Origin of the sequence: Actinomyces sp. oral taxon 897, assembly GCF_002999235.1 — a bacterium.
In the GTDB taxonomy this organism is placed as follows: domain Bacteria; phylum Actinomycetota; class Actinomycetes; order Actinomycetales; family Actinomycetaceae; genus Actinomyces.
Window position 1 is genome coordinate 437,895 of the sequence record NZ_CP027236.1, and the last position, 23,996, is coordinate 461,890.

Here is a 23,996-nt window from a genome sequence, read left to right on the forward strand (position 1 = left end):
AGGTGTCCTAGTCCGTCCAGGCCCCTATTGAGAACAAGAACGTGTTCAAGGTGAACAAGAGGAATGAGCTGGCCATGACGAGGACGCGGACTCGGGTCCTGGCCCTGGTCAGGACGTCACCCGCCAGGACCCACGTCGGAAACAGGGTGACGGAGTTCCGTGCGAATGACACGAGCGTGGTCGAGGTACCCATTGACAGGACAAGCAGGGTCGCGTACATGAGCTCGGCGTATTCCCTCCGCCTCCACCAGGCCCAGCAGCAGGACAGGACGACCAGGAAGAAGATAAAGTCGAGAAGGAACTGGAGCTGACGGTCCGGGGTACTCCCGACGGCGGCGACGCCCAGGGTCCGCGCTATCGTCATGACCGGGAGGCTCAGCTCACGGTTCCACCCGTGGCCCTGGGCGTGCGACCAGGCGAGCGCGTCCCCCGTCACCGAGTAGAGGCGCGCGAACCAGCCGAGCAGGAAGCCTGCGGGGAGAACTACCCACGAAAAGCGCCACCACCTGCTCAGGCCGCACCGACACGCCTGCATGACCAGTACCGCCGCCACGAGAAACACGGCGTTGACGCGGACGAGCACGGCCAGGGACAGCAGGGCCGCGCACGTCCACCAACGTCCACGACGAGCGAGGTACCACGCCGTCACGGCCAGGGCAAGGTACAGCGACTCGGCGTAGGACGCATAAAGGAACACCGAGTAAGGTCCGGCCATGAGCAGGACGACCGGGAGAAGCTCGTTGTACGACAGCTCATCCCCGGCTCCGGTCTCCAGGGCGACGAGGCGTGAGAAGACCACCGCAGTCCACCAGGACGACGCGGAGGCGACGACCAGCATGGCGATCCCGGTGCTCTGGGAGGGAAGGACTGCGGCAACCCAGCGCGAAAGGTACGGGTACCCCGGGAAGAAGGCCGCGAGGCCGTACTCGGCGTCTGCGCCGTACCCTTGTGAGGCGATCGTGAAGTAGTAGTTCGTGTCCCAGTGGCCTAACAGCCCCGGCAGTCCCGTGACGGAGTCCGCGGAGGGGTCTCCGAGCCGGTCGGTCACGCCAGGCGAAAGCTCTGTGCACCACGCGACGAGGCTGATGCCGAGGACCACCAGCCTCGCCAGCAGCCAGACGACCGAACCCAGGGTCAGGGCGTGAACCCACGGCCGGGTTCGTGGGGAGTAGTGAACGCAGTCCACGAGGGGGAGCGTACAGCAGGCCGTCTGCCCGCCCGAGGAGTGCTGCCCGTGCCTTACGGCGTCAGATGGACGCCCCCCAGCAGGCCTCCGTCACGCCCCGGCCCACCGGCAGGCTGCGGGACGCCCCGGTCGGGACCAGGCCGGCACCGGCCAGGAGGCGCGTCAGCGACTCGTCCCCGCGCACGGCCCAGACCAGGAGCACGCCCGCCCCGTCGGCCCGGGCCAGGTCAACGGCTGCTGCCAGGAGGCGTGAGCCGTGGCCGGCGCGCTGGTGGTCCGGGGACACCGCCAAGGCGGTCAGCTCCGCCGCCCGGACGGGCCCGGCGCCAGCAGGTCCAGCGGTGGCCCTGTCCGCGCTGGTGGGGCCCGTGCTGGTAGGTCTGTCCGCGCCGGTGGCCCCGAGGTCGACGCCGTCAACGGACGAGGGGGTCCCGGCCCCGTCCACGCCGGCGGCCCCGCCCTGCCGGACGTCAGGCAGGGGTGCCAGGGCGGCCAGGCCGACGACCCCGCCGTCCTGCGTGGCCACCAGCACGTGGTGGGCCGGGCTCGGTGGTGCGCACACCGCGTCCCGCCAGCCGGCGGTCAGGACCGGTGCCGAGACCACGGCCCGCACGTCCTCCGGGACCCCGACATCGTGCACGGTGCGGTGGGCGGCGTCGAGGGAGGCCGTCATGGCGGCGGCGTGAACCGCACCGACCGCCTCCAGGTCCTCGGCGCGCGCCTCGCGCACAAAACCGCCCCTGGCCGTCCGCCCGCCGCCCGCAGCGGACGCTCCCGGGTGCCGGAGACGGCGGACGGGGCGCAGGGGCCCGGGCTCCGTGCCGTGCGCGGCTGCTGCGCCCTGGCCCTGGTGCGTGCTCATGGGGTGAGCCTACCGGCGTCCCGGGCCGCCCACCGGCGCCTCCCGGCGTCCCGCGGGGGTCCTGCCCCGTGGCGGGCCGCCACCGGCGCCGCGGCAGGCCATCCCGCAGGGGTCCTGAGGAGCAGCTGGTGCCCGGCACGACTCCGCCAGCCGGGTAGCCGTCCTGCGGGGGTCCTGCGCCCGCCAGCGGGTGGCCGGCGGGCACGGTCACGGGCAGTCCGTCCCGCAGGGGTCCTGCCCCGGGTGCGGGCGTCCGCGGCCACCGGCATCGCGGCGGTCAAAGGTCTTAGACACGCCGGTTCCGAGCCGATGTGGTGCCAATGCGGTCGCGACACCCGTCAATCACAACTTAAGCCTTGAATCCCGTCGATCAAGTTCCTGGTCTTGAGGATTCCTGGGCGGGTGCCGCATACTGTCCACGTGCTTGTCCTGACCATTGACCAGCAGGGATCGCGCACCGGCCAGGACCGGGTGCCCGGGCTCCTGCGGGCCCTGGAGGCCGTGCCCGTCCGGGCCGCCTTCGAGCGCACCGTGGGTGACGAGCTCCAGGGCGTCCCCCAGGGGGCGGAGGCCGCATACCAGGCCATCCGCGTGGCCACCCGTGACGGCGACTGGCACGTGGGCCTGGGTGCCGGGCCCGGGGAGCTCGACGACGGCGCCAGTACCCGGGCCGGACGCGGCCCCGCCTTCCTCCACGCCAGGCAGGCCGTCGAGGCCGCCAAGGGCTCCCACGTCTCCCTGGCGGTCCGGGCGCCGGACGCGCAGGCCGAGGCGAGGGCCCAGGCCGTGCTCCGGCTCCTGGCCTGCCTCCTGGGGCGCCGCACCCCCGCCCAGTGGGAGGCCGTCGATCTGCTGGAGGAGGGCCTGAGCGGGCACGAGGCCGCAACCAGGCTGGGTATTAGCGACCAGGCCCTCTCCCAGCGGCGCCTCACCTCCGGCCTCGAGGAGGAGGTGGGGGCGCGCCCCTACGTCATCGACCTCCTGCGGGCCCTGGACACCCCGGCCCAGGGACCTGTGCCGTCGTCGGGAAAGAGGTAGCCGTCGTGTCTGACGTCACCGCCGTCGGGACCGTCCTGGCCGTGCTGGCGGCCTCCACGCTGGGCGGGTGGGGCGTCGTGGTCCTGCACTGGGCCAGGGTCCCCCAGCCGCCCGTCGGCACCGTCACCAGCCAGGACGGCACCCAGGTCCCGGTCCTGGAGGCGGGGCCCCAGCACGAGCCGGTCGTGCTCAGGGGCGGGACCTGGATCGGCCTGCTGGAGCGGCTCGCGACCACCGGGGCTCTCCTGGCGCTCCAGCCGGGGCTGCTCGCCGTCGTCGTGGCCGTCAAGGGCCTGGGACGCTGGTCCGACCTGCGTGACAACCCCGCGGTCACCGAGCGCTTCATTATCGGCACGCTCGCCTCCCTGACCTGGGCGGGGGCCTGCGGCATCGTGGGGGCGCGCCTGCTGGGCGGGGCGCTCAGCCCGCAGCGGCCTTGCCGCTCAGCTCGGCGACCGGCTCAACTCCCACCCGTGGGGCGTCGCGCACGGCCCCACCCCAGCGAGTGGCGTCACAGGTGGCTGGGGGCGCCGGAGACGTAGGCTCTGCCCATGACGGCTCCTGCCACACCTCCCTCCCGTTCCTTCGGCTCCGTCGGCGTGGCCATGGTCACGCCCTTTACCCCAGAGGGCGTCATCGACATCCGTGCCGCCCAGGAGCTCGCCGTCTCCCTGGTGGACGACGGCGCCGACCTCATCCTCCTGGCGGGAACCACCGGCGAGGCCCCCACCACCCACCTGCCGGAGAAGCAGGCCCTCATCCGTGAGGTCAAGGACGCCCTGGAAGGACGCGCCCTGCTCATGGCCGGGGCCGGGAGCAACGACACCGCCCACGCCGTGCGCATTGGCGTGGGCTCCCAGGCGGCCGGGGCCCAGGCCCTGCTCATTAACGCCCCGTACTACAACCGCCCCAGCCAGGAGGGCGTCTACCGGCACATTATGGCCGTGGTCGAGGCCACCGACCTGCCTGTCATGATCTACGACATCCCCGGCCGCACCGGCGTGCGTATTGAGGACGGCACCCTGGCCCGCCTGGCCGAGCACCCCCGTGTCCTGGCCGTCAAGGACGCCACCGGCGACGTCGAGCAGGGCTTCTGCCGTATGGAGGCCACCGGCCTGGAGTACTACTCCGGGGACGACGGGCTCAACTTCGCCTGGCTCGCCCACGGCGCCTCCGGCATGGTCTCCGTGGTGGCCCACGCCGACGCCCACTCCTGGCGCCAGATGGTCACCGAGGTCGACGCCGGGGACCTCGCCGGGGCCCGCGCCGTCGCCCAGCGCATGCGTCCGCTGGTGCGCGCCATGATGGGCGGGGGACAGGGCGCCGTCATGGCCAAGGAGGCCCTCCTCCTCCAGGGGCGCATCCCCTCGGCCGCCCTGCGCCTGCCCCTGGTGCGTGCCAGCCAGACGGAGGTCGAGGCCCTGCGCACCACCCTCGCTACCTGCGGGCTGCTCTGAGGCGGTACCTGGGGAGGGTAGTCGACCACAGGGCCTACACCTGACTGGGCCTAAGGGATGCCCTCCGCTCCTTCTTATGGAGGAAGAGAACCTCTCTGCCACCTCGTAACCTGCTGGTGTGCCAGCTCTGAACCTACGTATCTCCGCCCCCGACCACCAAGAAGGGCCGGACCTGGGCCCCGGCGACCTGCTGGGGCCCCGTGCCCTGGACTGGCGGTCCCGCCTGCGCTGCCTGGCGCTGGGCAACACCTGCCTGATACCGCTCAGCGACCTCGTCCTGACCGGCGTGTGCCTGCTCGCCACCGGCGTCGAGGCCCTGGTGCTCAGCGACCCCCGCCCGGCCGGCCTGGCCCTGCTGGCCGTCCACCTCCTCATGACCCTCGTCCAGCCGCTGAGGCACGTCCGCCAGCGCACCTGCCTGGTCCTGACCTACGCGGGACTCGCCCTGAGCGCCCTCCTGGCCTGGGCCGGCCCGGTGGGCCTCCTGGGGCTGAGCCCCCTGGTGGTGACCGCGGCCACCAGCCTGCACACGATCACCCGCTGGGATCCGGACCACCGGTGGGCGGTGGGCGCCCTCCTCCTGGCCGTAGCCGGGTCCGTGGCCAACCCGGCCCTCCTGGCACGCCTGGACTCACCCGCCCTGGCCCGCGACATGGCCTGGCTGCTGCCCCTCACGGTGGCCTGCGCGGTCGCGGTCGTCGTCACCTACCTCCAGGCAGCCTCCCGCCGGGACGCCCTGGAGCAGCGCCAGCAGGGCCTCTGCTGGCTCGCCGCGCAGGCCACCGTGGCCGAGCGCCTGGACCTGGCCCGTGAGGCGCACAACGTCATCGGCCACCGCCTGACCGCCATTAGGCTCCAGGCCGCCAGCGGGTCCATGATGACGGACCCGGAGAGGCTGCGCACCGCCATGAGCACGATCCAGGACGTCGCGGACACGACCCTGGTGTCCGTCCACGAGGTGGTCGCGCTCCTGCAGGCCGACAGGTCACCGGTGCCCGGCCGCTACGCCCCCACGGGGGACGTCACCGTCGTCCCGGACCTCCTGAGCCACTGGGGGGCCGAGCCTGACGACACGCCGTCGGGCGCCGCCGTGCCCGACGCCGCCACCCTGGCCACCTGGAACACCACCTGGACGCTCCTGCAGCGCCTGGCCCTCGTCCGCGTCCTCAACGAGGCCCTGGCCGACGCCTCCCGCGGCTCCACCCCGCGGGTGAGCCTGTACGTGCGTGACGGCTGGTGCAGGCTGTCGGTCACCGACGCCCTGCCGCCGCGGCGCCGGTCCGAGGAGCGTGGGACCGGCCTGGTCGGCCTGGGGGAGCGGCTGAGGATGGCCGGGGGGTTCTTTGAGACCGGACCCGTCGAGCTGCCTGACGGCACCCCGGGGTCCCGGCTCTCCCTCGCCTTCCCGGTGGCCGGATAGCCCCGGTGCCAGTGCCAGCCGGGTGGGCCGGGTGGGCTACTGGCCCCACGCCCGCGCCCGGTGGGTGGCTGCCGGCCCAGCGCTGGGCGGTCCGGACCGGCGCAGGCGCCCGGCCCGGTGCCGGGCGCCCCGGCTCAGTCCGTCTGCCCGTCGCGGCGCGCGACCTCCTGGCGTACCAGGCGGCGCATGACCTTGCCAATGGGGCTGCGGGGCAGCTCCTGAAGGATCTCCAGGCGGCGGGGCAGGGCGTAGCGGGGCAGCGTGCGCCCGGCGTGCTCACGCAGCTCCTCCAGGGTCAGGGTGGCCCCGGGCGCCAGGACCACGCCCGCCACCACCGTCTCACCCACCGCCCCGGCGGGCAGGCCCACCACGGCCACGTCGGCCACCTGCTCCATGTCCCGGACCGCGGCCTCCACCTGGGAGGGGTAGACGTTGAAGCCCCCGGTGAGGATGAGCTCACGGTGGCGGTCGGCCATCCACAGGAAGGAGTCCTCCCGGCGCACCATGTCACCGGTGCGCAGCCAGCCGCCGGGCAGCATGACGGCGGCGGTGGCCTGCGGATCCTGCCAGTAGCCGGCGAACACCTGCGGGCCGCGCACGAGCAGCTCACCGGGCGTGCCGTCGGCCACCTCCCGGTCCGGGTCGGGGTCGTCGGGGTCCACCACGCGCACGTCGGTGGAGGCGAAGGGCAGCCCGAGCGAGCCCATGCGGCGGCTGGGCCCCATGGGGGTGCCGCTGACGATCGGGCTGGTCTCGGTCATGCCGTAGCCCTCGACGAAGAAGCCGCCGGTGTCCTCCTCCCACATGCGCCCGACCTGCTGGGGCATGGGGGCGGCGCCGCACACCCCGAAACGCAGGGAGCGCAGGGACACCCCCTCCTGGCGGGCGCGGGTGAGGATCCGCTCGAACATGACCGGCACCCCCACGAAGAAGGTGTAGGGGCGCCGCCGCTGGCCGGCCAGGACCTGGGAGACGTCGAAGGAGGGGAACATCACCTGCGTGGCCGCCTTCTGCACGGCGCAGAACAGGTTGAAGGTCAGGCCGAAGGCGTGGAAGAAGGGCAGGAGCGCCAGGAAGACCTCGCCCCCCTCGTGGAGCATCGGCACCCAGGCGATCGCCTGGTTCGCGTTGGCCCGCAGGTTGCGGTGGGTGAGCATGGCGGCCTTGGGGGTGCCGGTGGTGCCGCCGGTGTACAGCAGGACGGCGACGTCGTCAGCCTGGGGCAGCGGGGCCGAGGCCGTCACCGGGGCGTGCCTGGCGACCTCGCGGTCCCAGGAGCGTACGGTGGCGGGCAGGGCGGCGGCCTTGAACGCGGAACGCTGCCGGCGGGCCCGGTCCACGGGCAGGCGCAGGGCGGCGCGCAGGTGCGGGGGCATGGCGGCGGACAGGTCCACGGTGAGGACCGTGCGCTCCGCCGTCGGGTCGCCCAGTGCGGCCAGGGCCTCGAACCCCTTCTCCCAGGCCACCAGGACCCGGGCCTGGTGGCTCTCCAGCTGGGCTCGCAGCTCCTCGGCCGGGGCCAGGGGGTTGTGCTCGGCCACCACCGCCCCCAGGCGCAGGGCCCCGTAGACGGCGACGACGTGCTGGGGGCAGTTGGGCATGAGGAGGGCCACCCGGTCCCCCCAGCGCACGCCCGCCTCCCACAGCAGCCCCGCGGCCCGCAGGCTGGCCTCCCGCAGCTCGGCGTAGGTCAGGGTGGCGCCCAGGAAGTCTAGGGCCACCCGCTGGGGGTAGAAGGCGGCGGCCGTGTCCAGCAGCTCGGTGAGCGGGGTGTCGGGTACCTCGATGAGCGCCGGGATCCCCATCTGGTAGTGGGGCCGGTGGTAGGCGGCCGCGTCCTGCCTCGCCGGGGTGTCCTCTGGCAGGGGGCGACTGGGGGAGGTGGTCACGGTCTCCCTCACTTCCTGGCGTCCCGGCGCAGGACCTCCTCGCGCACCAGGCGGCGCATGACCTTGCCGATGGCGCTGCGGGGCAGCTCCTCGAGGATCTCCAGGCGGCGGGGCAGCGCGTAGTGCGCCAGGGTCCGCTCCGCCCAGGCCCGCACCTGGTCCAGGGTGACGGTCTGGCCCTCGGCGGGCACCACGGCGGCGACGACCTGCTCGTTGCCGGCCTGCCCGGGCAGGCCCACCACGGCCACGTCGGCCACCTGCGGCATGGAGCGCACCGCGGCCTCCACCTCAGTGGGGTAGACGTTGAACCCGCCCGACAGGATGAGCTCCTTGCGGCGGTCGGCCATGACGTAGAAGTCGTCCTCCTCCTGGCGGGCCAGGTCCCCGGTGCGCAGCCAGCCGCCGGGCAGCAGGACCGCCTCGGTCTCCTCAAGGTCCCCCCAGTAGCCGGTGAACACCTGCGGGCCGTGGGCGAGGATCTCACCCACCTCGCCGCGCTCCACCTCCCGCTGCGGGTCCTCGGGGTCCACCAGGCGCACCTGGGTGGAGGGGAAGGGCACGCCCAGCGCCCCCGGGCGGCGCTCGGGGGAGATGGGGTTGCCCAGGATAATGGGGGAGGCCTCGGTCATGCCGTAGCCCTCGATAATGACCCCGCCGGTGGCCTCCTCCCAGGCCGCCGCCACCGCGGCCGGTGTGGCCGCCGCCCCGCAGACCGCGATCTTGCAGGAGGACAGGTCCGCGCCCGTGGCCCTGGCGCGCGAGGCGATACGGTCGAACATGACCGGCACCCCGGGGAAGAAGGTCGCCGGACGCCGCTTCCAGGCGGCCAGGACCATGTCCGCCCCGAACTTGGGCAGGACCACCTGCGTGGCGGCCAGGCCCACCGCGCACAGCAGGGACAGGGACAGGCCGAAGGCGTGGAAGAAGGGCAGCACCGCGTAGAAGGTCTCCTGGCCCACCTGGGTGGTCTGGGAGGCCCAGGCCAGGCTCATCTCCGCGTTGGCCCGCAGGTTGAGGTGGGTCAGGCACACCGCCTTGGGGGTGCCGGTGGTCCCCCCGGTGTGCAGCAGGGCGGCGGCGTCGTCCACCTCCGGCAGGGGGTGGTCGGGGGCCAGGGGCTCGCAGAGGGCCGCCAGGTCGTCCCAGGAGCGCACGGACTGGGGCACCGGGGCCCGCAGCTCCCGGCGCCGGGTACGGGCCGCGGCCACGGGCAGGCGCAGGGCCAGGCGGCTGCGCAGCGGCAGGCCCCGGGACAGGTCCACCGACAGCACCGTCATCCCCTCCAGGCCCGCGGCCTCCAGGGAGCCGGCGGTGGACACCAGGTGGGCGACGGACTTCTCCCAGGCGATGAGGACCGTGCCGCGGTGGATCCTGATCTGCTCGCGGATCTGGGCCGCCGGGGCCAGGGGGTTGTGCTCGGCCACAATGGCCCCGATACGCCAGGCGGCGTAGGCGATGACCACGTGCTGGGGGCAGTTGGGCAGGATGAGGCCGACGACGTCCCCCGCCCGCACGCCCAGGGAGCGCAGGGCCTCGGCCGCCCGGGCCACCTGCCCGCTCAGGGCGGCGTAGGTCGTGGTGGCTCCCATGAAGTCCAGGGCCACCCGCTCGGGGAAGCGCCTGGTGGCATCCTCCAGCATCTGGCTCAGGGGCTCGGTGACCGGCTCGATCACCGCGGGTACCCCCGGGGCGTAGTGCGGGCGCCCAGCCTCGCTGCGGGCCTCGTGCGTCGTCATCGCGTCCCTTTCCTGCGTGCCCGGTCGGGCGGCTGCACAGAGTTCCTACGCAACCGTAACCTACGGTGCCGTAGCCCTGCCTCCTCGTGGGGCCCTGACCCCTGTCGGGGGCATCACCCCGGCCTGCCGGGCGCGGCCCCAGGGGGCCGGGCGTCGGTCCGGGCACTCAGCCCCTGGGGCAGCGCCCGGCGGGAGACCACGTGGAGACGGCGTGTGGGGCGGGTCATGGCCACGTACAGGTCCCCGGGGCTCGTCCCGCCGATGACCGCCGGGTCCACCAGGACCACGACGTCGAACTCCAGGCCCTTGGAGGCCACCGGCCCCATGACCGCCAGGCGGGCGCGCAGCACGTCCCCCCCGGGGCCTCCATGGCGGCGGCCAGGGCCGGGTCCTGGGCCAGGAGCGAGGTCACCGGGCCGGGCTCCGGGGCGATGACGGCGATCCTGCCCCCGCCGGGGCCCGCCGCGGCGTCCATGGCGGCGCACTCGGCGCTCACGGCCCGACGCAGGGCGCGGGCCCAGGCGGCCTCCCCGGCCCCGTCGGCCGGCAGGGCGCTGAGGTCCTCCACCCTCAGGCAGTCGTCCAGATCCCGCACCGAGGACACCGGGTAGACCGGGGGGTGCCCCAGGGCCGTCACCGTGCGCTCCGCCACGGCCATAATGGTGGCCGGGGTGCGGTAGCACACCGTGAGGACCTCCTCACGCAGGGGGGTCGAGCCCCCGCGGGACCGCGGCCTGCGGGATCCTGGCCCCCGGGATCCCGCCCGCGCCTGCTCGTGCTCGTCCGGGCCCGCCGTCCCGAGCTCGGCGAGCGCCTGCGACCAGGAGGCCGGGGTGGTGGGGCCCGAGTACTGGGCCAGGTCGCCGACCACCGTCAGGGAGCGCACCGGGCAGCGTCGGGCCAGGGCCCGCCAGGCCATGGCACCCAGCTCCTGGGCCTCGTCCACCACCACGTGCCCGTAGGTCCAGGTGCGTTCCGCCCTCGCCCGCTCCGCCAGGGTCGTCCGGGGCCCGGTGTCCTCCACCCGGTCGGCGAGCATCTGCGCGGTCACCATGCCCTGGCCCAGCTCCTGGGCCTCAATGGCCTGGGCCGCGTAGGAGAGCAGCTCCTGACGGCGTCGGGCCGTGTGCCGGGCCCGGGCGGCCTGGGCGTCCTCGCTGGGGCCCAGCAACTCGGACAGCTCGTCAATAAGGGGCACGTCGGCGGCGGTGAGCACCTGGTCCGGGTCGGCCCCGGGCTCACGGCGCAGCAGGTCGCGCTCGGCCTGGCTCAGCTCGGGGGCCAGGCGCTCCAGCAGGGCCGGGCGGGACCACAGGCGCTCCAGCAGGCCCACCGCCGTGGTCGGCATCCAGCACAGGTTGATCTCCCGGCGGGCGTCGCGTGCCGTACGGATGTCCTCCCGGATCCAGGCGCGCGTGTCCTTGTCTGAGGCGTCCTGGCCGGTGAGGCGGGCGTACTGGTCCGTGAGCCGCTCCAGGAGCCACAGGACGAAGGTCTCTCGCGCCAGGTTGTGGGGCCTGCCCGAGCGCCGCGCCCGGCCCACGGCCTCGGTGACCTCCTGCGGGGTCAGCCACAGGCTGGTGCCCTCCACCACGATCTCACGGGGCTGCGCCGGGACCCGCTGGAGGGAGCGCACCGCCCGCCGCAGCACCCGCGCCCACAGGGCCCTGCCCTTGAGCTCGGCCACCGCGGGGCTCTCGGAGCCCCGGGCCCGCACGCCCGGCACCAGGTCCGCCAGGGTGGTGGAGACCACACCGTTCTCACCCAGGGAGGGCAGCACCTGCTCCACGTAGCGCAGGAAGGTCCGTGAGGGCCCCACCAGCAGCACCCCGGAGCGCTCCAGACGTTCCCGCTCGGCGTAGAAGAGGTAGGCCACCCGGTGCAGGGCCACGGCGGTCTTGCCGGTGCCGGGCCCGCCCTGGACCACCAGGACGCCCCTGCCGTCACTGGTGACGACCCGGTCCTGCTCGGCCTGGATCGTGGCCACGATGTCGCCCATGCGCCCGTCGCGGGCCGCGGACATGGCCGCCAGGAGCGCGCCCTCGCCCTGGAGGCCCTGGACGCTGAGCCCGCCCCCGCCCGTCCCCAGCTCCGAGGCGTCCAGCAGCTCGTCCTCCAGCCCCACCACGACGCGGGCGCGGGAGTCAATGTGCCGGCGGCGTACCAGGCCCATCGGGTCCAGGGCGGTGCCCTGGTAGAAGGCCCGGGCCAGGGGGGCGCGCCAGTCCAGCACCACCTCGCGGCGGGAGGCGTCCTGCAGGCCGGTGCGTCCCACGTAGTGGCGCCCGCCGGAGCGGGTGTCCATCCGCCCGAAGACGAGCCTGTCCTCCACGCCCTCCAGGCAGGAGATAATGTCCGAGTAGTGCACGGCGTAGGCGTCCCGCTCCCCCCGGGACTGGTGGGTGCCGGCGGCCCCCGCGGCCTCGGTGGCGGCCAGGGCGGACCTGGCGGCGGCCAGCTGCCGGTCCAGCTCCCCGTAGGCGCGGTCCACCTGGGCCTGCTCGACGGCGATCTCCCGCTCCCGCAGTACCGCCGCCGCGTCGGCTCCGTCCCCGGCGGGGGGCTTGGCGTCCTGGGTACGCGCAGGCTTGGCAGACGTCACAGGGCCTCACAATCATTGGGTCGGTGATCGGTTCCGGTGCCAACGAGTGCATATATCACCCGGCGGCAGAGGGCAGTCCATTATTCTCTGAGTGCCCCCGGTCGCGCCCCGGGCGGCCGACGCCCGTGGCGAACACGGACGGGGGCCGTCAGGAACACGGGGGCGGACCGCGACGTTGCAGGCTGGAGAACCAGGTCCGTGACTTGCGGACCCGACGGCCTCACGGTCCATTCCCCGGCGCGAGAAGGAGGAAGACATGGCACCAGTCCCCACCGGACGGCCCCTGCTGAACATGGAGCAGGCCCAGGCCTCACGCCTCACCCGTGCCCGCGTCCTCCTCCACCACCTGGACGGGGCCATGGACGCCGGGCACGCCGGGGCCCTGGCCGTCGAGCAGCTCCTCATGACGCTCCCCCACGAGAGGCTCGCCACCTTCGACGCCGACGCCCTGGTGGACTACCGCGCCCGCCGTCCCCTCATGGTCTACTCCTCACGGCGCTACCAGAGCGCCGTCATGCCCCAGATCGTCCTGGACGTCCTCCAGGACGACGACGGCGAGAGCCTGCTCCTGCTCCACGGCGCCGAGCCGGACTACCGCTGGGAGGACTTCCTGGCGGCGCTGACCCGGGTGGTCACCACCATGGGGGTCACCCAGGTGGTCGGCATGTACGGCCTCCCCCTGGCGGTGCCGCACACCCGCCCCACCTTCGTCCACCACCACGGGTCGGACGCCTCCAAGCTCCCCGACCAGCCCGACTTCTTCGGGACCGTGGAGCTGCCCGGCACCATGGGCGCCATGATCGAGCTGCGCATGGGGGAGATCGGCCTGGACTCCCAGGGGCTGAGCGCGGGGGTGCCCCACTACGTCGCCCGCGACGACTACCCCGCCGGGGCCTCCGCCCTGCTGCGCACGGCCGCCAAGGTCACCGGCCTGGCCCTGCCCGTGGGCGACCTGGAGGCCGCCGCGGCGGTGACCCGGGCCGAGATCAACGCCGAGACCCAGCGCCAGAGCGAGGTGGCCACCATCGTCTCGGCCCTGGAGAACCAGTACGACTCCCTGGTGCCCCAGGGGGCCGACGAGGCGGTGGGGCAGTTCGACCTGCCCAGCGCCGACGAGATCGGGGCCCGCCTGGAGGCCTTCCTGGAGGCCAACGACGCCGCCGAGAACCAGCTGTCCAGCGCCGCCGGGCCCCTGGCCCCCCAGCCCTCGCCCGTGGTGGTACCGGGTCCGGCACCCCGCCACGCCGGGAAGCAGCCGGGGACCTCCCGGGGCGTGACGGGGCGCCGGGTGGGCCGGGCCCCCGGTGAGCCGCGCCCGACGCCGGAGACCCGCCCCCTGCCCACCCCCACCTACCGGGGCCGCCACGCGGCCGCCCCCAGCGCCGACCAGGTGGCCCGCGAGGAACGGGCCCGCCTGGAGGCCGGGGCCCGGTGGAAGACCGCCTGGGACCAGGAGAACAACACGGACCAGGCCGGTGACCAGCGGCCCCAGCCCGACCAGCCCCGCGGCCGACGCGGTACCCACACCCCCGGCCCCACGGGACACAAGCCAGCTGGCGCCCCCGGCCCCACAGGGCACCGGCCAGCCGGTACCCCCGGTGGTACCACGGGCCCCCGGCCAGGTGGCACCCCCGAGCCCGACCAGGACACCGAGGCCTGAGCCCGCCGGGCCACCGTCCCGGACCCGCGCCCCGGACCCAGGGCCTCGCACCGGGATAGCGCCGGGCCCCTCAGCCCTGCGGGAGCGCCGGGTCGTGCACCTCCCAGGTACGCACCGGCAGGGGCAGGCGGCGTACGGCCCGCTCCACAGCCCGGGCCTCCCGGGACGTCAGGGGCTCGGCCCGGGCCACCACGACCAGGTTCCCCGGACGCCGTCCCCGGACCACCGCCGCGTCCCCCACCACCAGGACCCCGCCGAAGACCTCACGGGTCCGTGCCAGGTCCGCCCCCGCCCGCTCCCGGGGCGGGCAGGCCACATTGGCCAGGTACAGCCCCCGAGGCGCCAGGGCGGCGCGACAGGCCGCCAGGAACTCCGTCGTGGCGCACCGCGGGGGCACCCTCCCGGCCGCGAACACGTCCCGCACCACCACGTCCCACTGCCCGCCGCGCAGGTGGGGGACGACCTGGGCGGCGTCACCCACCCGGATCCTCAGGCGCGGGGAGCGGGGCAGGTCGAACCACTGGCGCACCCTGTCCGCCAGGACCGCGTCAACCTCCACGGCCGTCTGGGTACTGCCCGGCCGGGAGGCGTCCCAGGCCCGGGCCAGGGCGCAGCCCGCCCCGCCCAGGTGCACCGCCCGCAGCGGGCCCTCGCCCCACAGCGCCCCCAGGGCGGCGTCCATCTGCTGGTGGTACTCAAAGTCCAGATGAGTGGGGTCCCCCAGGTCGATCCAGGAGGACTCCGTCCCGTCCAGCAGCAGCAGGACCCCGCCGTCACGGACCTGGAGCTCAGCCACCGCCAGGGACGTCGGCACCGGCCCCCGGGGCAGGCCCGCCAGGGACGGGGTCCGGGGACGCGGTGCTCTGGCAGCCTGTCGTGTCACAGGGGCACGCTAGCCTGTTCCCGGCGCCGGTCCCGGCAGCACCACCTGCCGGCCCGCCAGGAGGAGGAAGCATGCGGGTCAATGACCTGCCCCTCCACGCTCAGGACGCCGGCCCCGCCAGGAGGAGGAAGCATGAGCCGAGCCCCACGGGCCCAGGGCGCCCGCCGCAGCTGGGGCACGGACGACTCCGCCACCCCCGTCCTCCACGTGGACATGGACGCCTTCTTCGCCTCCGTGGAGCTCCTGGAGCACCCCGAGCTGCGCGGACGGCCCCTCATCGTAGGAGGCCAGGACGGGCGGGGCGTGGTCTCGGCCGCCTCCTACGAGGCCCGCGCCTACGGGGTCAACTCGGCCATGCCCATGGCCCGGGCCCACCGGCTCTGCCCCCAGGCCGTGGTGCTACCCGTGCGCCACGGGCACTACGGGGCCGTCTCGGCCCGTGTCATGGAGGTCCTGGCCGAGGTCACCCCCCTGCTGGAGCAGGTCAGTATCGACGAGGCCTTCCTGGACGTGTCCGGGGCCAGACGGCGCATGGGCACCCCGGTCCAGGTCGCCACCTGGATCCGCTCCCAGATCCGCCAGCGGGTGGGGGTGCCGGCCAGCGTCGGGGTGGCCGCCACCAAGTTCGTGGCCAAGCTCGCCTCCTCCCACGCCAAGCCCGACGGCCTCCTGCTCGTCCCCGCCCACGCCACCCAGGACTTCCTGGACGTCCTGCCGGTGGGCGCCATGTGGGGGGTGGGGGAGCGGACCGCCGCCGCCCTGGAGCGCTGGGGCATTACCGACGTGCGCACCCTGGCGGCCACCGACGTGCGCACCCTGGAGAGGATCCTGGGCCAGGCGGCCGCCCACCACCTGGCCGACCTCTCCCACGGCATCGACCCCCGGCCGGTGACCACCAGCCGCCAGGAGAAGTCCGTGGGCACCGAGACCACCTTCTTTGACAACCTCACCGACCACGAGCAGGCCCGCCTGGTCCTGCTCGACCAGTGCCACCAGTGCGCGGCCCGTCTGCGGGCCAGGGCGCTGCGCTCGCGGGTGGTGGTCCTCAAGGCCCGGGGGGCGGACTTCGTGACGGTGACCCGCTCACGGACCCTGCCGGCCTCCACGGATCTGGCCCGGGACGTGTGGCAGACCGTCAGCGCGCTCTTCGAGGCCCTTCCCGTCCCGCCCGGCGGGTACCGGCTCCTGGGGGTGCGCCTGGAGGGCCTGGAGCGCGGTGAGGACGGGATCCAGCTGAGCCTGGACGAGGACCCGCGCCGGGGTGCGCCCGAGCGCGCCGCCGACGCCGTCCGACGGCGCTGGGGGCCGGGCTCCCTGGCCCCGGCGAGCCTGCTGGGGACGGGCAGGCGCCCGCCACCGGGCCGCTGAAGGGGCGGCGGGCGTCCCGGACCGGGCCAGTTCGGGACGGTCCGGGACGGTCCGGGACGGGCCCCTCAGTCCAGGCCGGAGGCGTGGACGGCGTCGACGCTAATGACGCCCTCCACCTCCGCGAGCGCGCGCACCAGGGCCTCGGCGTCCTTCCCGCCCTGGAAGGACATGCGCGCGCTCATTACCCGCCCCCGGTCCGAGCGCTGCGAGGAGGTAGAGGAGATCGATGTCGCGTAGCCCAGGGACGTCGCCGTGGAGACCAGGGCCGGCATGACCGCGTGCCCGACCTCGTAGGTGACCTCCACCGCCTGGTGGACCCCCTGCTGCGGCAGGTGCGCCGTCAGGGGCGCGACGGCGAAGACCAGCAGGTAGTGCAGGCCCAGGGCCAGGGCGGCCGCCGGCAGCATCCTGGCGGCGCAGGCCACGCCGATTGCCGCGGAGAGCCAGACCGTGGCCGCGGTCGTCAGCCCCCGGACGGTGTCGTTGTTGACGAAGATGACCCCGGCGCCGATGAACCCGATCCCCGAGACGATCTGGGCCGCGATGCGCGAGGGGTCCGGGTGCGCGTCCGCCCCGCCGGCCCCGGTGCTGAATCCGTAGGCGCTGACCAGGGTGAACAGGCAGGCGCCCAGTCCCACCAGGACGTGGGTCTTGATCCCGGCGTCCTTGAGGTGCAGGTGGCGCTCGAGGCCGAGCAGCAGGCACAGGACGAAGGCCGCGCACAGGGACACCGTCTGCGGCCCGATCCCGGTGGTACTGACCAGGGCGTCGAGGGCGGTTCCGGGGTGGTGGTGCATGTGCGGGTCTTTCCTGCATCGGTGGGTGCGCGGCGGTGTGCTGGCTGCGTCAGGGGCCGTCGGGAGGATCGTATGCCGCCGGCCCGGGTCGGGTCGGCGGACCCGCCGCACCCGGACGGGTCCTGTCGGCGTGTCGTGGTGGTTGCCACTACCGGCCCCGGACCCGGTCGGCGCTGCGGCCAGAACCGGGTCGTTGCGGGCTGTCGGGGACGGGATGGTGGTGTCCACCGCTTGACACACGTTTTCGCTCCGGGCCGGTTAAGCGCCTATCCTTGGGATCACGGTCCGGTGACGGCGCCCCGCCCGCGGGACTGACACGGAAGGGAGTCCCGGCATGGCACTGTCAGAGCGCGAGCAGCAGGTCCTACGCGACCTTGAGAAGCAGCTCGGTGCGGAGGACCCGGGTCTGGCCCAGACCATGACCGCCGCGGACAAGCGTCTGGGACGCCCCACGCCCCGGCGTATCGGTGCCGGTATCGCCCTGGTCCTGGGGGGCTTCGCGGTCGTGGTGGCGGGGGTGGCCATCGCCCACGACCTGTGGTCCGTCCTGGTGGGCCTGGTCGGCTTCGCCCTGGCCGTCTGGGGGATCACCCTTATGCTCACCGGCCCCTCCCGCCCCGCTGACGAGTCGTCCTCACCCGCCCGCGGCGGCAGGAGAGGCGGGAGCGGCACGGACAGGCCCCGCTCACGTTTTATGCAGCGTCAGGCTGAGCGCTGGGAGCATCGTCGCGACCACTGAGCCCCCGGCCCGCGGGAGCGTGCGCCACCACGGGTACGCCAAGGCGTCGGGGCCAGGGGCGGCCTCCGCGGCGCCGTGGGACGGCCTCCGGCGTGGCGCCCCAGTGGCGTGCCCTGGACCCGGCACCGTGAGCGGCCTCCTGCCGTGCCGGGGCGCACCGGGACCCGCCTCCTCGCCGTCGGGTGCGCCCGGTGCGGGTGCGTAGAAGAGAGTGGCGCCCGGCCCGCTACGGCATGGAGGCCAGTGCGGGCGTAAGGAAGAGCGCCGCACGCTCTGACGTCAAGGTCCTCGGCCCCGGCGTGTCGCGTACCCGGGGTTCCGGGTGAGTGCGCACGTCCCCCGGCGTGTCGCGCGCCTATGGCCGGTCTGTCGCCCTTTCCGGGTCCGGGCACGTTCGCGCCCGGTGGTGCGCGCACGTCCTTGACGCCCGGGCTGGCGCGGTTTTCCGGCGGCAGGCAGACCTCTCAGCCCGCAGCGATCTAACTGTGACGTGCCCTCGACCTGTTGCGTGGAGGGAAGTGGAGGGAAGTGGAGTATGGTGGTGCCCGCTGGATAGTTGAGGTGGGAGGAGCGGGCCCATGTTCCTGGGTACCCACTCGCCTCGCCTCGACACCAAGGGTCGACTCATCCTTCCGGCGAAGTTCCGCGAGGAGCTCGCTGGAGGGGTGGTTCTCACCCGCGGCCAGGAGCACTGTCTCTACGTCTTCACCACAACCGAGTTCGAGCGCATGTACGCCCAGCTCCGCGAGGCCCCGTTGACGCAGAAGCAGGCACGCGACTACGTGCGCGTCATGCTCTCGGGCGCGGACTCCCAGGTCCCCGACAAGCAGGGTCGTATTACCCTGCCGGCCCACCTGCGTACCTACGCGGGGCTGGACCGGGACCTCGCCGTCATCGGCGCAGGATCCCGGGTGGAGATCTGGGACGCCGCCGCGTGGCAGGAGTACCTCACCAGTCAGGAGCAGGTCTTCGCCAACACGGCCGAGGAGATCGTCCCGGGCCTCTTCTGAGACCCGTCGCCTAGCACAACGTGGAGCCCCGCCTGGCGAGGTCCCCTTCCGCCGCCGTCCGACGTCACTTCCCCGACGCCGGAACCTGCGGAAGGAGTCCTGGTCCGACGGCGCCGCCACACCACATCCGTCACCGTGGTGGGCCGCCCACCCGACTCACGCCCGAAGGAGGACAACGTGCGCGAGAACGCCAGCCCCGCCGTCGAGACCGGCGTCGGAGCGGGCTTCGCAGACACCTCCCGGGCCGCGGAGCAGGCGGCTGGGCTCCACACCCCCGTCCTCCTGGGGCGCTGCCTGGACCTCCTGGCGCCCGCCCTGGAGGAGGCCGTGGCCCACGGGCGGGAGCCGGTCATGATCGACGCCACCCTGGGTATGGGCGGGCACGCGGAGGGGGCCCTGAGCCGCTTCCCCGAGCTCACGCTCGTGGGTATCGACCGTGACCCGCAGGCCGTGGCCCTGGCCAGTGCCCGTCTGGCCCGCTTCGGGGGACGCTTCCACGCCGTGCAGACCACCTACGACGCCGTCGCGCAGGTCGCCGCCCGCTTCAGCACCGACGGGGCGGGCACGGTGGACGCCGTCCTCATGGACCTGGGGGTCTCCTCCCTCCAGCTCGACGAGGACGGGCGCGGCTTCTCCTACTCCCGGCCCGCGCCCCTGGACATGCGCATGGACCCCACCACGGGCCCCAGAGCCCAGGACCTCCTGGACACCTGGGACGCCGCCCAGATCACCCACGTCCTGCGCGCCTACGGTGAGGAGCGCTTCGCCACGCGCATCGCCGCCGAGGTCGTCCGCCGCCGCCAGGCGGGCGCCCCGGTGCGCAGCACCCGGGACCTCAGCGACCTGGTGCGCTCCGCCGTCCCCGCCGCCACCCGGCGTACCGGGGGCCACCCCGCCAAGCGGACCTTCCAGGCCCTGCGCGTGGCCGTCAACGCCGAGCTCGACGTCCTACAGAGGGCCCTGCCCCGGGCCCTGGACTGCCTGCGCGTGGGCGGCCGCCTGGTGGTGGAGTCCTACCAGTCCCTGGAGGACCGGCTCGTCAAGCGGGCTATCGCCGCCGGGACCACCAGCCGGGCCCCCCAGGGCCTGCCCCTGGTCCCCCAGGCCGCCCGGCCCTACCTGGAGGCTCTCACCCACGGCGCCGAGAAGGCCACCCAGGCCGAGATCGACGCCAACCCCCGATCTGCCCCCGTGCGCCTGCGTGCCGCCGTCCGCACCCGTCCCGCCTGCGACGCCCCCGCCTCGCAGCCGGGCCAGGAGCGGTGCCGGTACGGGGACCGTGGAACCCAGCACGGTCGACGCCGCCCAGCCGCGTCCGCACGCTCCCGTAGCCGCCACACCGGAAGGAGTTGAAGATGTCCGCCAGCAACGCAGTCAGGGCCACCCGCCCCGCACCGCGTCACACCTCACGAGCCACCGCCTCCTGGGAGGGGGCCGGTCAGGCCCGTCCTTCACGCCCGCGGCGCGGTGAGCCCCGCCGCGCCGAGCGCTCCGAGGCCACCACCCGCCCGCGCCTGTCCGTGGTCCAGGGCCTCGCGGCCTCGCGCTCCACGCTGCCCTTCCTCCTGGGTGTCGTCTTCATCCTGGTGGCCGTCCTGGTCAGCTCCATGGCCCTGAACGCCGCCATGGCGGACACCGCCTACCGTATGCAGGCCGCCCAGGTCCAGCTCGGTGTGGCCAACGACCACGTCGCCACCCTCGCCGACCAGGTCCAGAAGGCCTCCTCGCCCTCCAGCCTGACCCAGGCCGCCCAGCGTCTGGGCATGGTCCCCTCCGGGGCCCCGGGGGTCGTGGACCTGACCACCTCCACCGTCTCGGGCGGGACGCCCGCCGCGGAGAAGTAGGCCTGTGGACCTGAGCCGCCGTCGGATGATGCAGCTGGCCGGAGCCGTCGGGTTCACCGCCCTGGCGGGCAGGACGGCCTGGATCCAGGTCGTCCAGGGCCCGGAGCTGGCCGCCAGGGCCAAGGCCGAGCGCACCGTCTCCTGGGTCAACCGCGCCCCGCGCGGCCAGATCCTGGGGCGTGACGGCACGGTCCTGGCCTCCTCCGTGGTGTCCTACGACGTCGGCGTCAACCAGGTCCTGGTCTCCCAGTACGAGCGCCGCGAGAAGAGGACCGACCCCACCACCGGCGCGGAGGAGGAGGTCGTCGTGGGCTACGGCGCCCTGGCCGCCGCCGAGCTGCTCGCCCCGGTCCTGGGCGTGGACGTCAACGAGCTCGGCGGCGCCATGGTGGGCGACTCCACCTACGTCATTGTCGCCGAGGCGGTCACCCCCGACACCTGGCGCCAGGTCAAGGCCCTGGACATCCAGGGCATCGAGCCCGACCAGCGCAGTCGGCGCACCTACCCGGCCGGCAGGACGGCCGGCAACGTCGTGGGCTACACCAGTGAGAAGGAGCACCGGGTCCTCACCGGTGCCGCCGGCCTGGAGTACAGCCAGAACGACCTGCTGTCGGGGACCGACGGTGAGGGCAGCGTCGAGATCGGTCGCAGCGGCGTCATTATCCCCACCGGTGAGCAGCAGGACACCCCGGCCACCGCCGGGACCACCGTGCGCACCACCATCAACCCCGACCTCCAGGCCCTGGCCCAGGAGGTGATCGACGCCGCCGTGGACTCCCAGAGCGCGGACTGGGGCTCCATCGTGGTCATGGAGCCCTCCACCGGCAAGATCCTGGTCATGGCGGACTCCCACACGGTGGATCCCTCCGACCCCGTCGCCAGCGCCGAGCAGGACCGCGGGGCCCGGGTGGTCCAGGCCGTCTTCGAGCCCGGCAGCGTGGGCAAGGTCGTCACCTTCGCCAGCGCCCTGGAGCAGGGGGCCGTCACCCCGACGACCCCCTGGACCGTCCCCTACAGCTGGGTGTCCCCCGACGGGGAGGAGTTCCACGACTCCCACGAGCACCCTGACCAGTACCTCACCAGCGCCCAGATCCTGGCGGAGTCCTCCAACGTGGGCACCGTCCAGGTCGGTGACACCGTCAGCGACCAGAGCCGCTACGAGCTCATGAAGCGGTTCGGCTGGGGCACCCTGAGCGGGATCGAGCTGCCGGGGGAGTCCTCCGGGCTCCTCTACCCCCCCGACTCCTGGGACGGCCGGACCCGCTACACCACCATGTTCGGCCAGGGCGTGGCCGTCACCGCCCTCCAGGCCGTCCAGGTCCTGGCCGCCATCGCCAACAAGGGCGTGCGCATGCCCCCCCGGGTCATCGACGCCTGGATCGGGGCGGACGGCAAGGAGATCCCCCAGACCCAGCCCGAGGGCGTCCAGGTCATCTCCGAGGCCACCGCCGCCGCCCTGACCGACATGCTCATCGGGGTCACCCAGGAGGGGGGCACCGCCGAGACCGCCTCCCTGGACGGCTACCTGGTGGCGGGCAAGACCGGCACCACCGAGATCCTCACCGGGGAGGGCGGGACGGTGGCCTCCTTCGTGGGCTTCACCCCGGCCCGGGCCCCGGCCATCGCGGTCTCGGTGGTCCTGTACCGTCCCGAGGGCGTCTACGGCGGGACCGTCTCGGGCCCCGTCTTCCGCAAGATCGCCACCGCCGCCATGCACGCCCTGGGGATCGCCCCGGATCCCACGGTGGTGGCCGCCCAGGCCGCCGCCCGCGCCGACGCCGAGACCTCCGCGCCCCCCGGCCACTCACCGGACGGCGGCTGATACCTCAGTCCTCGCACGTCACACTCCTTCTCCGGGCGAGCCCGACGCCCGTTCCCCGACCCCGAGATAGATTGAGGAGCTATGAGTAACGCCTATGAGTCGGCTGCGGCCCTGCGCCCCCACCACCTGGAGCCCACCGATCTGAGGCAGCTGGTGCGGTCCTTCTCGCTGGTCCCGGCGCCAGGCACCAGCCAGGAGGACGTGGACGGCGTCATGGTCACCGGCGTGAGCGTGGACTCCGGTGACGTCGCCCCCGGGGAGCTGTTCGTGGGCCTTCCCGGCTTCAAGGTCCACGGCGCCTCCTTCGCCGCCCAGGCCGTGGGGGCCGGGGCCGTGGCCGTGGTCACCGACAGCCAGGGGGCCCACCTGGCCGCCGACCTCCCCGGCACCCCGGTCCTGGTCCACGAGGACCCCCGGGCCCTGGTCGGCCCCCTGTCCCAGGCGGTCTACCACCACCCCGCCGAGCACCTGACCGCCACCGCGGTGACCGGTACCAACGGCAAGACCACCACCAGCTACTTCCTGGACGCCATGCTCGCGGCCCACCTGGGCGGCTGCATGGTGGCCGGGACCGTCGAGCTGCGCGTGGGAGGCACCTCGGTGGAGTCCCCGCGCACCACCGTGGAGGCCCCGGTCCTGGCCCGCATGATGGCCCTGGCCGTCGAGGAGGGCGTGGGCGCCGCCTCCCTGGAGGCCTCCAGCCACGCCATCGTGCTGCACCGCCTGGACGGCGTCACCTTCGACGTCGTGGGCTTCACCAACCTCCAGCGCGACCACCTGGACTTCCACAAGACCATGGAGGGGTACCTGGAGGCCAAGTCCCGCCTGTTCACCCCCGCCCACGCCCGCCGCGCCGTGGTCTGCGTGGACGACCGGTGGGGGGCGTCCCTGGCCCGTACCGCCTCCGCCACCGGCCTGGAGGTGGAGCGGGTGCGCGCCTACCCCGGTGACGCCGAGTGCGACTGGTGGGTGTCTGACGCCGCGGTCTCCCTGGCGGAGGCGGCCACCACCTTCACCCTCCACGGGCCCGGCGCCCAGGAGATCAGCGCCTCCTGCCCGCTGCCGGGCCTGGTCAACGTCCAGAACGCCGCCCTGGCCCTGGTCATGGCTGTCCGGGCGGGCGTCCCGGCGCCCACCGCGGTGGCGGCCCTGGCCGGCGCCCACAACATCCCCGGGCGCATGCAGCGCGTCAGCCAGCGGGACGGGACGCGCGGGCTGTGCATCGTGGACTTCGCCCACACCCCTGACGCCATGGAGCTGGCCCTGGAGGCGGTGCGCCCCATCACACCGGGGCGCCTCATCGTGGTCTTCGGCTCCGACGGCGACCGCGACCAGGGCAAGCGGCCCATGCTGGGGGAGGTGGCCGCCCGCCTGGCCGACGTCCTGGTGGTCACCGACGAGAACCCCCGCTCCGAGGACCCCCAGACCATCCGCGACGCCGTCCTGGCCGGGGTGCGCCGGGTCCGTCCCGACCTGGCGGACGTCGAGGAGGTCACCACCTGGCGGGGTGACGCCGTGCGCCGCGGCGTGGAGCTGTGCGGCCCGGACGACACCGTCATTGTCACCGGCAAGGGCCACGAGCCCTTCCTGGAGGTCGCCGACCAGTTCATCCGCTACAACGACGCCCCGGTCATGCGCGAGGCCGTCGAGGCCAAGTGGGGGCAGGCGTGATCCCCCGCCCCC

The 23,996-nt window shown here is 74.0% G+C and carries 18 protein-coding genes and 2 pseudogenes; 12 read left to right on the forward strand and 8 right to left on the reverse strand.

Going from position 1 to position 23,996, the window contains the following annotated elements; genetic code table 11:
* Positions 1-7: 7 nt before the first annotated feature.
* Both C3V41_RS01815 and C3V41_RS01820 read right to left on the reverse strand, forming a co-directional pair.
* Positions 8-1,186, reverse strand: a complete 1,179-nt coding sequence (locus C3V41_RS01815; RefSeq protein WP_129591455.1) for a mannosyltransferase family protein — start codon at positions 1,184-1,186, stop codon at positions 8-10.
* 61 nt (positions 1,187-1,247) lie between these two features.
* Complete coding sequence (locus C3V41_RS01820; protein ID WP_106108858.1) at positions 1,248-2,048, reverse strand: GNAT family N-acetyltransferase; 801 nt, start codon at positions 2,046-2,048, stop codon at positions 1,248-1,250.
* Between the two features lie 420 nt (positions 2,049-2,468).
* Here C3V41_RS01820 and C3V41_RS01825 point away from each other — a divergent pair, with 420 nt between their 5' ends.
* From C3V41_RS01825 to C3V41_RS01840, 4 genes are all read left to right on the forward strand, one after another.
* Positions 2,469-3,086, forward strand: coding sequence for a hypothetical protein (locus C3V41_RS01825; protein ID WP_174714739.1), 618 nt, complete (start codon positions 2,469-2,471; stop codon positions 3,084-3,086).
* A 5-nt stretch (positions 3,087-3,091) separates the two neighbouring features.
* On the forward strand, positions 3,092-3,628 hold the full coding sequence (locus tag C3V41_RS01830) for a hypothetical protein (protein WP_174714740.1): 537 nt from the start codon (positions 3,092-3,094) through the stop codon (positions 3,626-3,628).
* Between the two features lie 9 nt (positions 3,629-3,637).
* Positions 3,638-4,543, forward strand: a complete 906-nt coding sequence (dapA, locus tag C3V41_RS01835) for a 4-hydroxy-tetrahydrodipicolinate synthase (RefSeq protein ID WP_106108859.1) — start codon at positions 3,638-3,640, stop codon at positions 4,541-4,543.
* Positions 4,544-4,661: 118 nt separating this feature from the next.
* Positions 4,662-5,963 carry a sensor histidine kinase gene (locus C3V41_RS01840; RefSeq protein WP_106108860.1) on the forward strand — a complete coding sequence of 434 codons (1,302 nt, stop codon included), beginning with the start codon at positions 4,662-4,664 and terminating at the stop codon, positions 5,961-5,963.
* Between the two features lie 134 nt (positions 5,964-6,097).
* Here the strand turns inward: C3V41_RS01840 and C3V41_RS01845 are convergent, their stop codons facing one another.
* The 3 genes and pseudogenes from C3V41_RS01845 to C3V41_RS01855 form a co-directional block, all read right to left on the reverse strand.
* Positions 6,098-7,852 carry an AMP-binding protein gene (locus tag C3V41_RS01845; protein ID WP_441299713.1) on the reverse strand — a complete coding sequence of 585 codons (1,755 nt, stop codon included), beginning with the start codon at positions 7,850-7,852 and terminating at the stop codon, positions 6,098-6,100.
* 8 nt (positions 7,853-7,860) lie between these two features.
* Complete coding sequence (locus tag C3V41_RS01850) at positions 7,861-9,588, reverse strand: AMP-binding protein (RefSeq protein WP_106108861.1); 1,728 nt, start codon at positions 9,586-9,588, stop codon at positions 7,861-7,863.
* A gap of 113 nt (positions 9,589-9,701) precedes the next feature.
* Positions 9,702-12,190 (reverse strand): annotated as a pseudogene (locus tag C3V41_RS01855) (HelD family protein).
* 292 nt (positions 12,191-12,482) lie between these two features.
* Between C3V41_RS01855 and C3V41_RS01860 the strand changes: the two are divergent.
* Positions 12,483-13,355 (forward strand): annotated as a pseudogene (locus C3V41_RS01860) (PAC2 family protein); the annotation flags it as partial.
* Positions 13,356-13,920: 565 nt separating this feature from the next.
* Here the strand turns inward: C3V41_RS01860 and C3V41_RS01865 are convergent.
* Entirely contained in the window at positions 13,921-14,664 is a 744-nt protein-coding gene (locus tag C3V41_RS01865) for a spermidine synthase (RefSeq protein WP_106108862.1), read from the reverse strand.
* Between the two features lie 65 nt (positions 14,665-14,729).
* On the reverse strand, positions 14,730-14,867 hold the full coding sequence (locus tag C3V41_RS13010; RefSeq protein ID WP_165271563.1) for a hypothetical protein: 138 nt from the start codon (positions 14,865-14,867) through the stop codon (positions 14,730-14,732).
* On the opposite strand from C3V41_RS13010, the gene dinB reads away from it, so the two are divergent.
* Positions 14,866-16,101: a DNA polymerase IV gene (gene dinB, locus C3V41_RS01870; protein ID WP_106108863.1), complete on the forward strand. Its 1,236-nt coding sequence runs from the start codon at positions 14,866-14,868 to the stop codon at positions 16,099-16,101. The two genes, C3V41_RS13010 and dinB, sit on opposite strands and share 2 nt — an antisense overlap.
* Before the next feature lie 65 nt (positions 16,102-16,166).
* Here the strand turns inward: dinB and C3V41_RS01875 are convergent, their stop codons facing one another.
* A complete protein-coding gene (locus tag C3V41_RS01875; protein WP_106108864.1) occupies positions 16,167-16,898 on the reverse strand; it encodes an MgtC/SapB family protein in 732 nt (243 codons plus the stop codon).
* Between the two features lie 334 nt (positions 16,899-17,232).
* Here C3V41_RS01875 and C3V41_RS01880 point away from each other — a divergent pair, with 334 nt between their 5' ends.
* The 6 genes from C3V41_RS01880 (at position 17,233) to C3V41_RS01905 (ending at position 23,984) form a co-directional block, all read left to right on the forward strand.
* A complete protein-coding gene (locus C3V41_RS01880; RefSeq protein ID WP_106108865.1) occupies positions 17,233-17,637 on the forward strand; it encodes a DUF3040 domain-containing protein in 405 nt (134 codons plus the stop codon).
* A 578-nt stretch (positions 17,638-18,215) separates the two neighbouring features.
* Positions 18,216-18,647: a division/cell wall cluster transcriptional repressor MraZ gene (gene mraZ / locus C3V41_RS01885; RefSeq protein ID WP_106108866.1), complete on the forward strand. Its 432-nt coding sequence runs from the start codon at positions 18,216-18,218 to the stop codon at positions 18,645-18,647.
* A 177-nt stretch (positions 18,648-18,824) separates the two neighbouring features.
* The gene (gene rsmH / locus C3V41_RS01890) at positions 18,825-20,000 is read left to right on the forward strand and encodes a 16S rRNA (cytosine(1402)-N(4))-methyltransferase RsmH (RefSeq protein WP_174714741.1); all 1,176 of its coding nucleotides are present in this window, start codon (positions 18,825-18,827) and stop codon (positions 19,998-20,000) included.
* Positions 20,001-20,002: 2 nt separating this feature from the next.
* Positions 20,003-20,491, forward strand: coding sequence for a hypothetical protein (locus tag C3V41_RS01895; RefSeq protein WP_106108868.1), 489 nt, complete (start codon positions 20,003-20,005; stop codon positions 20,489-20,491).
* A gap of 4 nt (positions 20,492-20,495) precedes the next feature.
* Entirely contained in the window at positions 20,496-22,313 is a 1,818-nt protein-coding gene (locus C3V41_RS01900) for a peptidoglycan D,D-transpeptidase FtsI family protein (protein ID WP_106108869.1), read from the forward strand.
* A gap of 81 nt (positions 22,314-22,394) precedes the next feature.
* Entirely contained in the window at positions 22,395-23,984 is a 1,590-nt protein-coding gene (locus C3V41_RS01905; protein WP_106108870.1) for a UDP-N-acetylmuramoyl-L-alanyl-D-glutamate--2,6-diaminopimelate ligase, read from the forward strand.
* Positions 23,985-23,996 lie beyond the last annotated feature (12 nt).

Coding starts and splice junctions, on each gene's coding strand:
- C3V41_RS01820 (WP_106108858.1), bottom strand. CDS start 2,048: ATGAGCACGCACCAGGGCCAGGGCGCAGCAGCCGCGCACGGCACGGAG.
- dapA (WP_106108859.1), top strand. CDS start 3,638: ATGACGGCTCCTGCCACACCTCCCTCCCGTTCCTTCGGCTCCGTCGGC.
- C3V41_RS01850 (WP_106108861.1), bottom strand. CDS start 9,588: ATGACGACGCACGAGGCCCGCAGCGAGGCTGGGCGCCCGCACTACGCC.
- dinB (WP_106108863.1), top strand. CDS start 14,866: ATGAGCCGAGCCCCACGGGCCCAGGGCGCCCGCCGCAGCTGGGGCACG.
- C3V41_RS13010 (WP_165271563.1), bottom strand. CDS start 14,867: ATGCTTCCTCCTCCTGGCGGGGCCGGCGTCCTGAGCGTGGAGGGGCAG.
- C3V41_RS01875 (WP_106108864.1), bottom strand. CDS start 16,898: ATGCACCACCACCCCGGAACCGCCCTCGACGCCCTGGTCAGTACCACC.
- C3V41_RS01880 (WP_106108865.1), top strand. CDS start 17,233: ATGGCACTGTCAGAGCGCGAGCAGCAGGTCCTACGCGACCTTGAGAAG.
- mraZ (WP_106108866.1), top strand. CDS start 18,216: ATGTTCCTGGGTACCCACTCGCCTCGCCTCGACACCAAGGGTCGACTC.
- C3V41_RS01895 (WP_106108868.1), top strand. CDS start 20,003: ATGTCCGCCAGCAACGCAGTCAGGGCCACCCGCCCCGCACCGCGTCAC.
- C3V41_RS01905 (WP_106108870.1), top strand. CDS start 22,395: ATGAGTAACGCCTATGAGTCGGCTGCGGCCCTGCGCCCCCACCACCTG.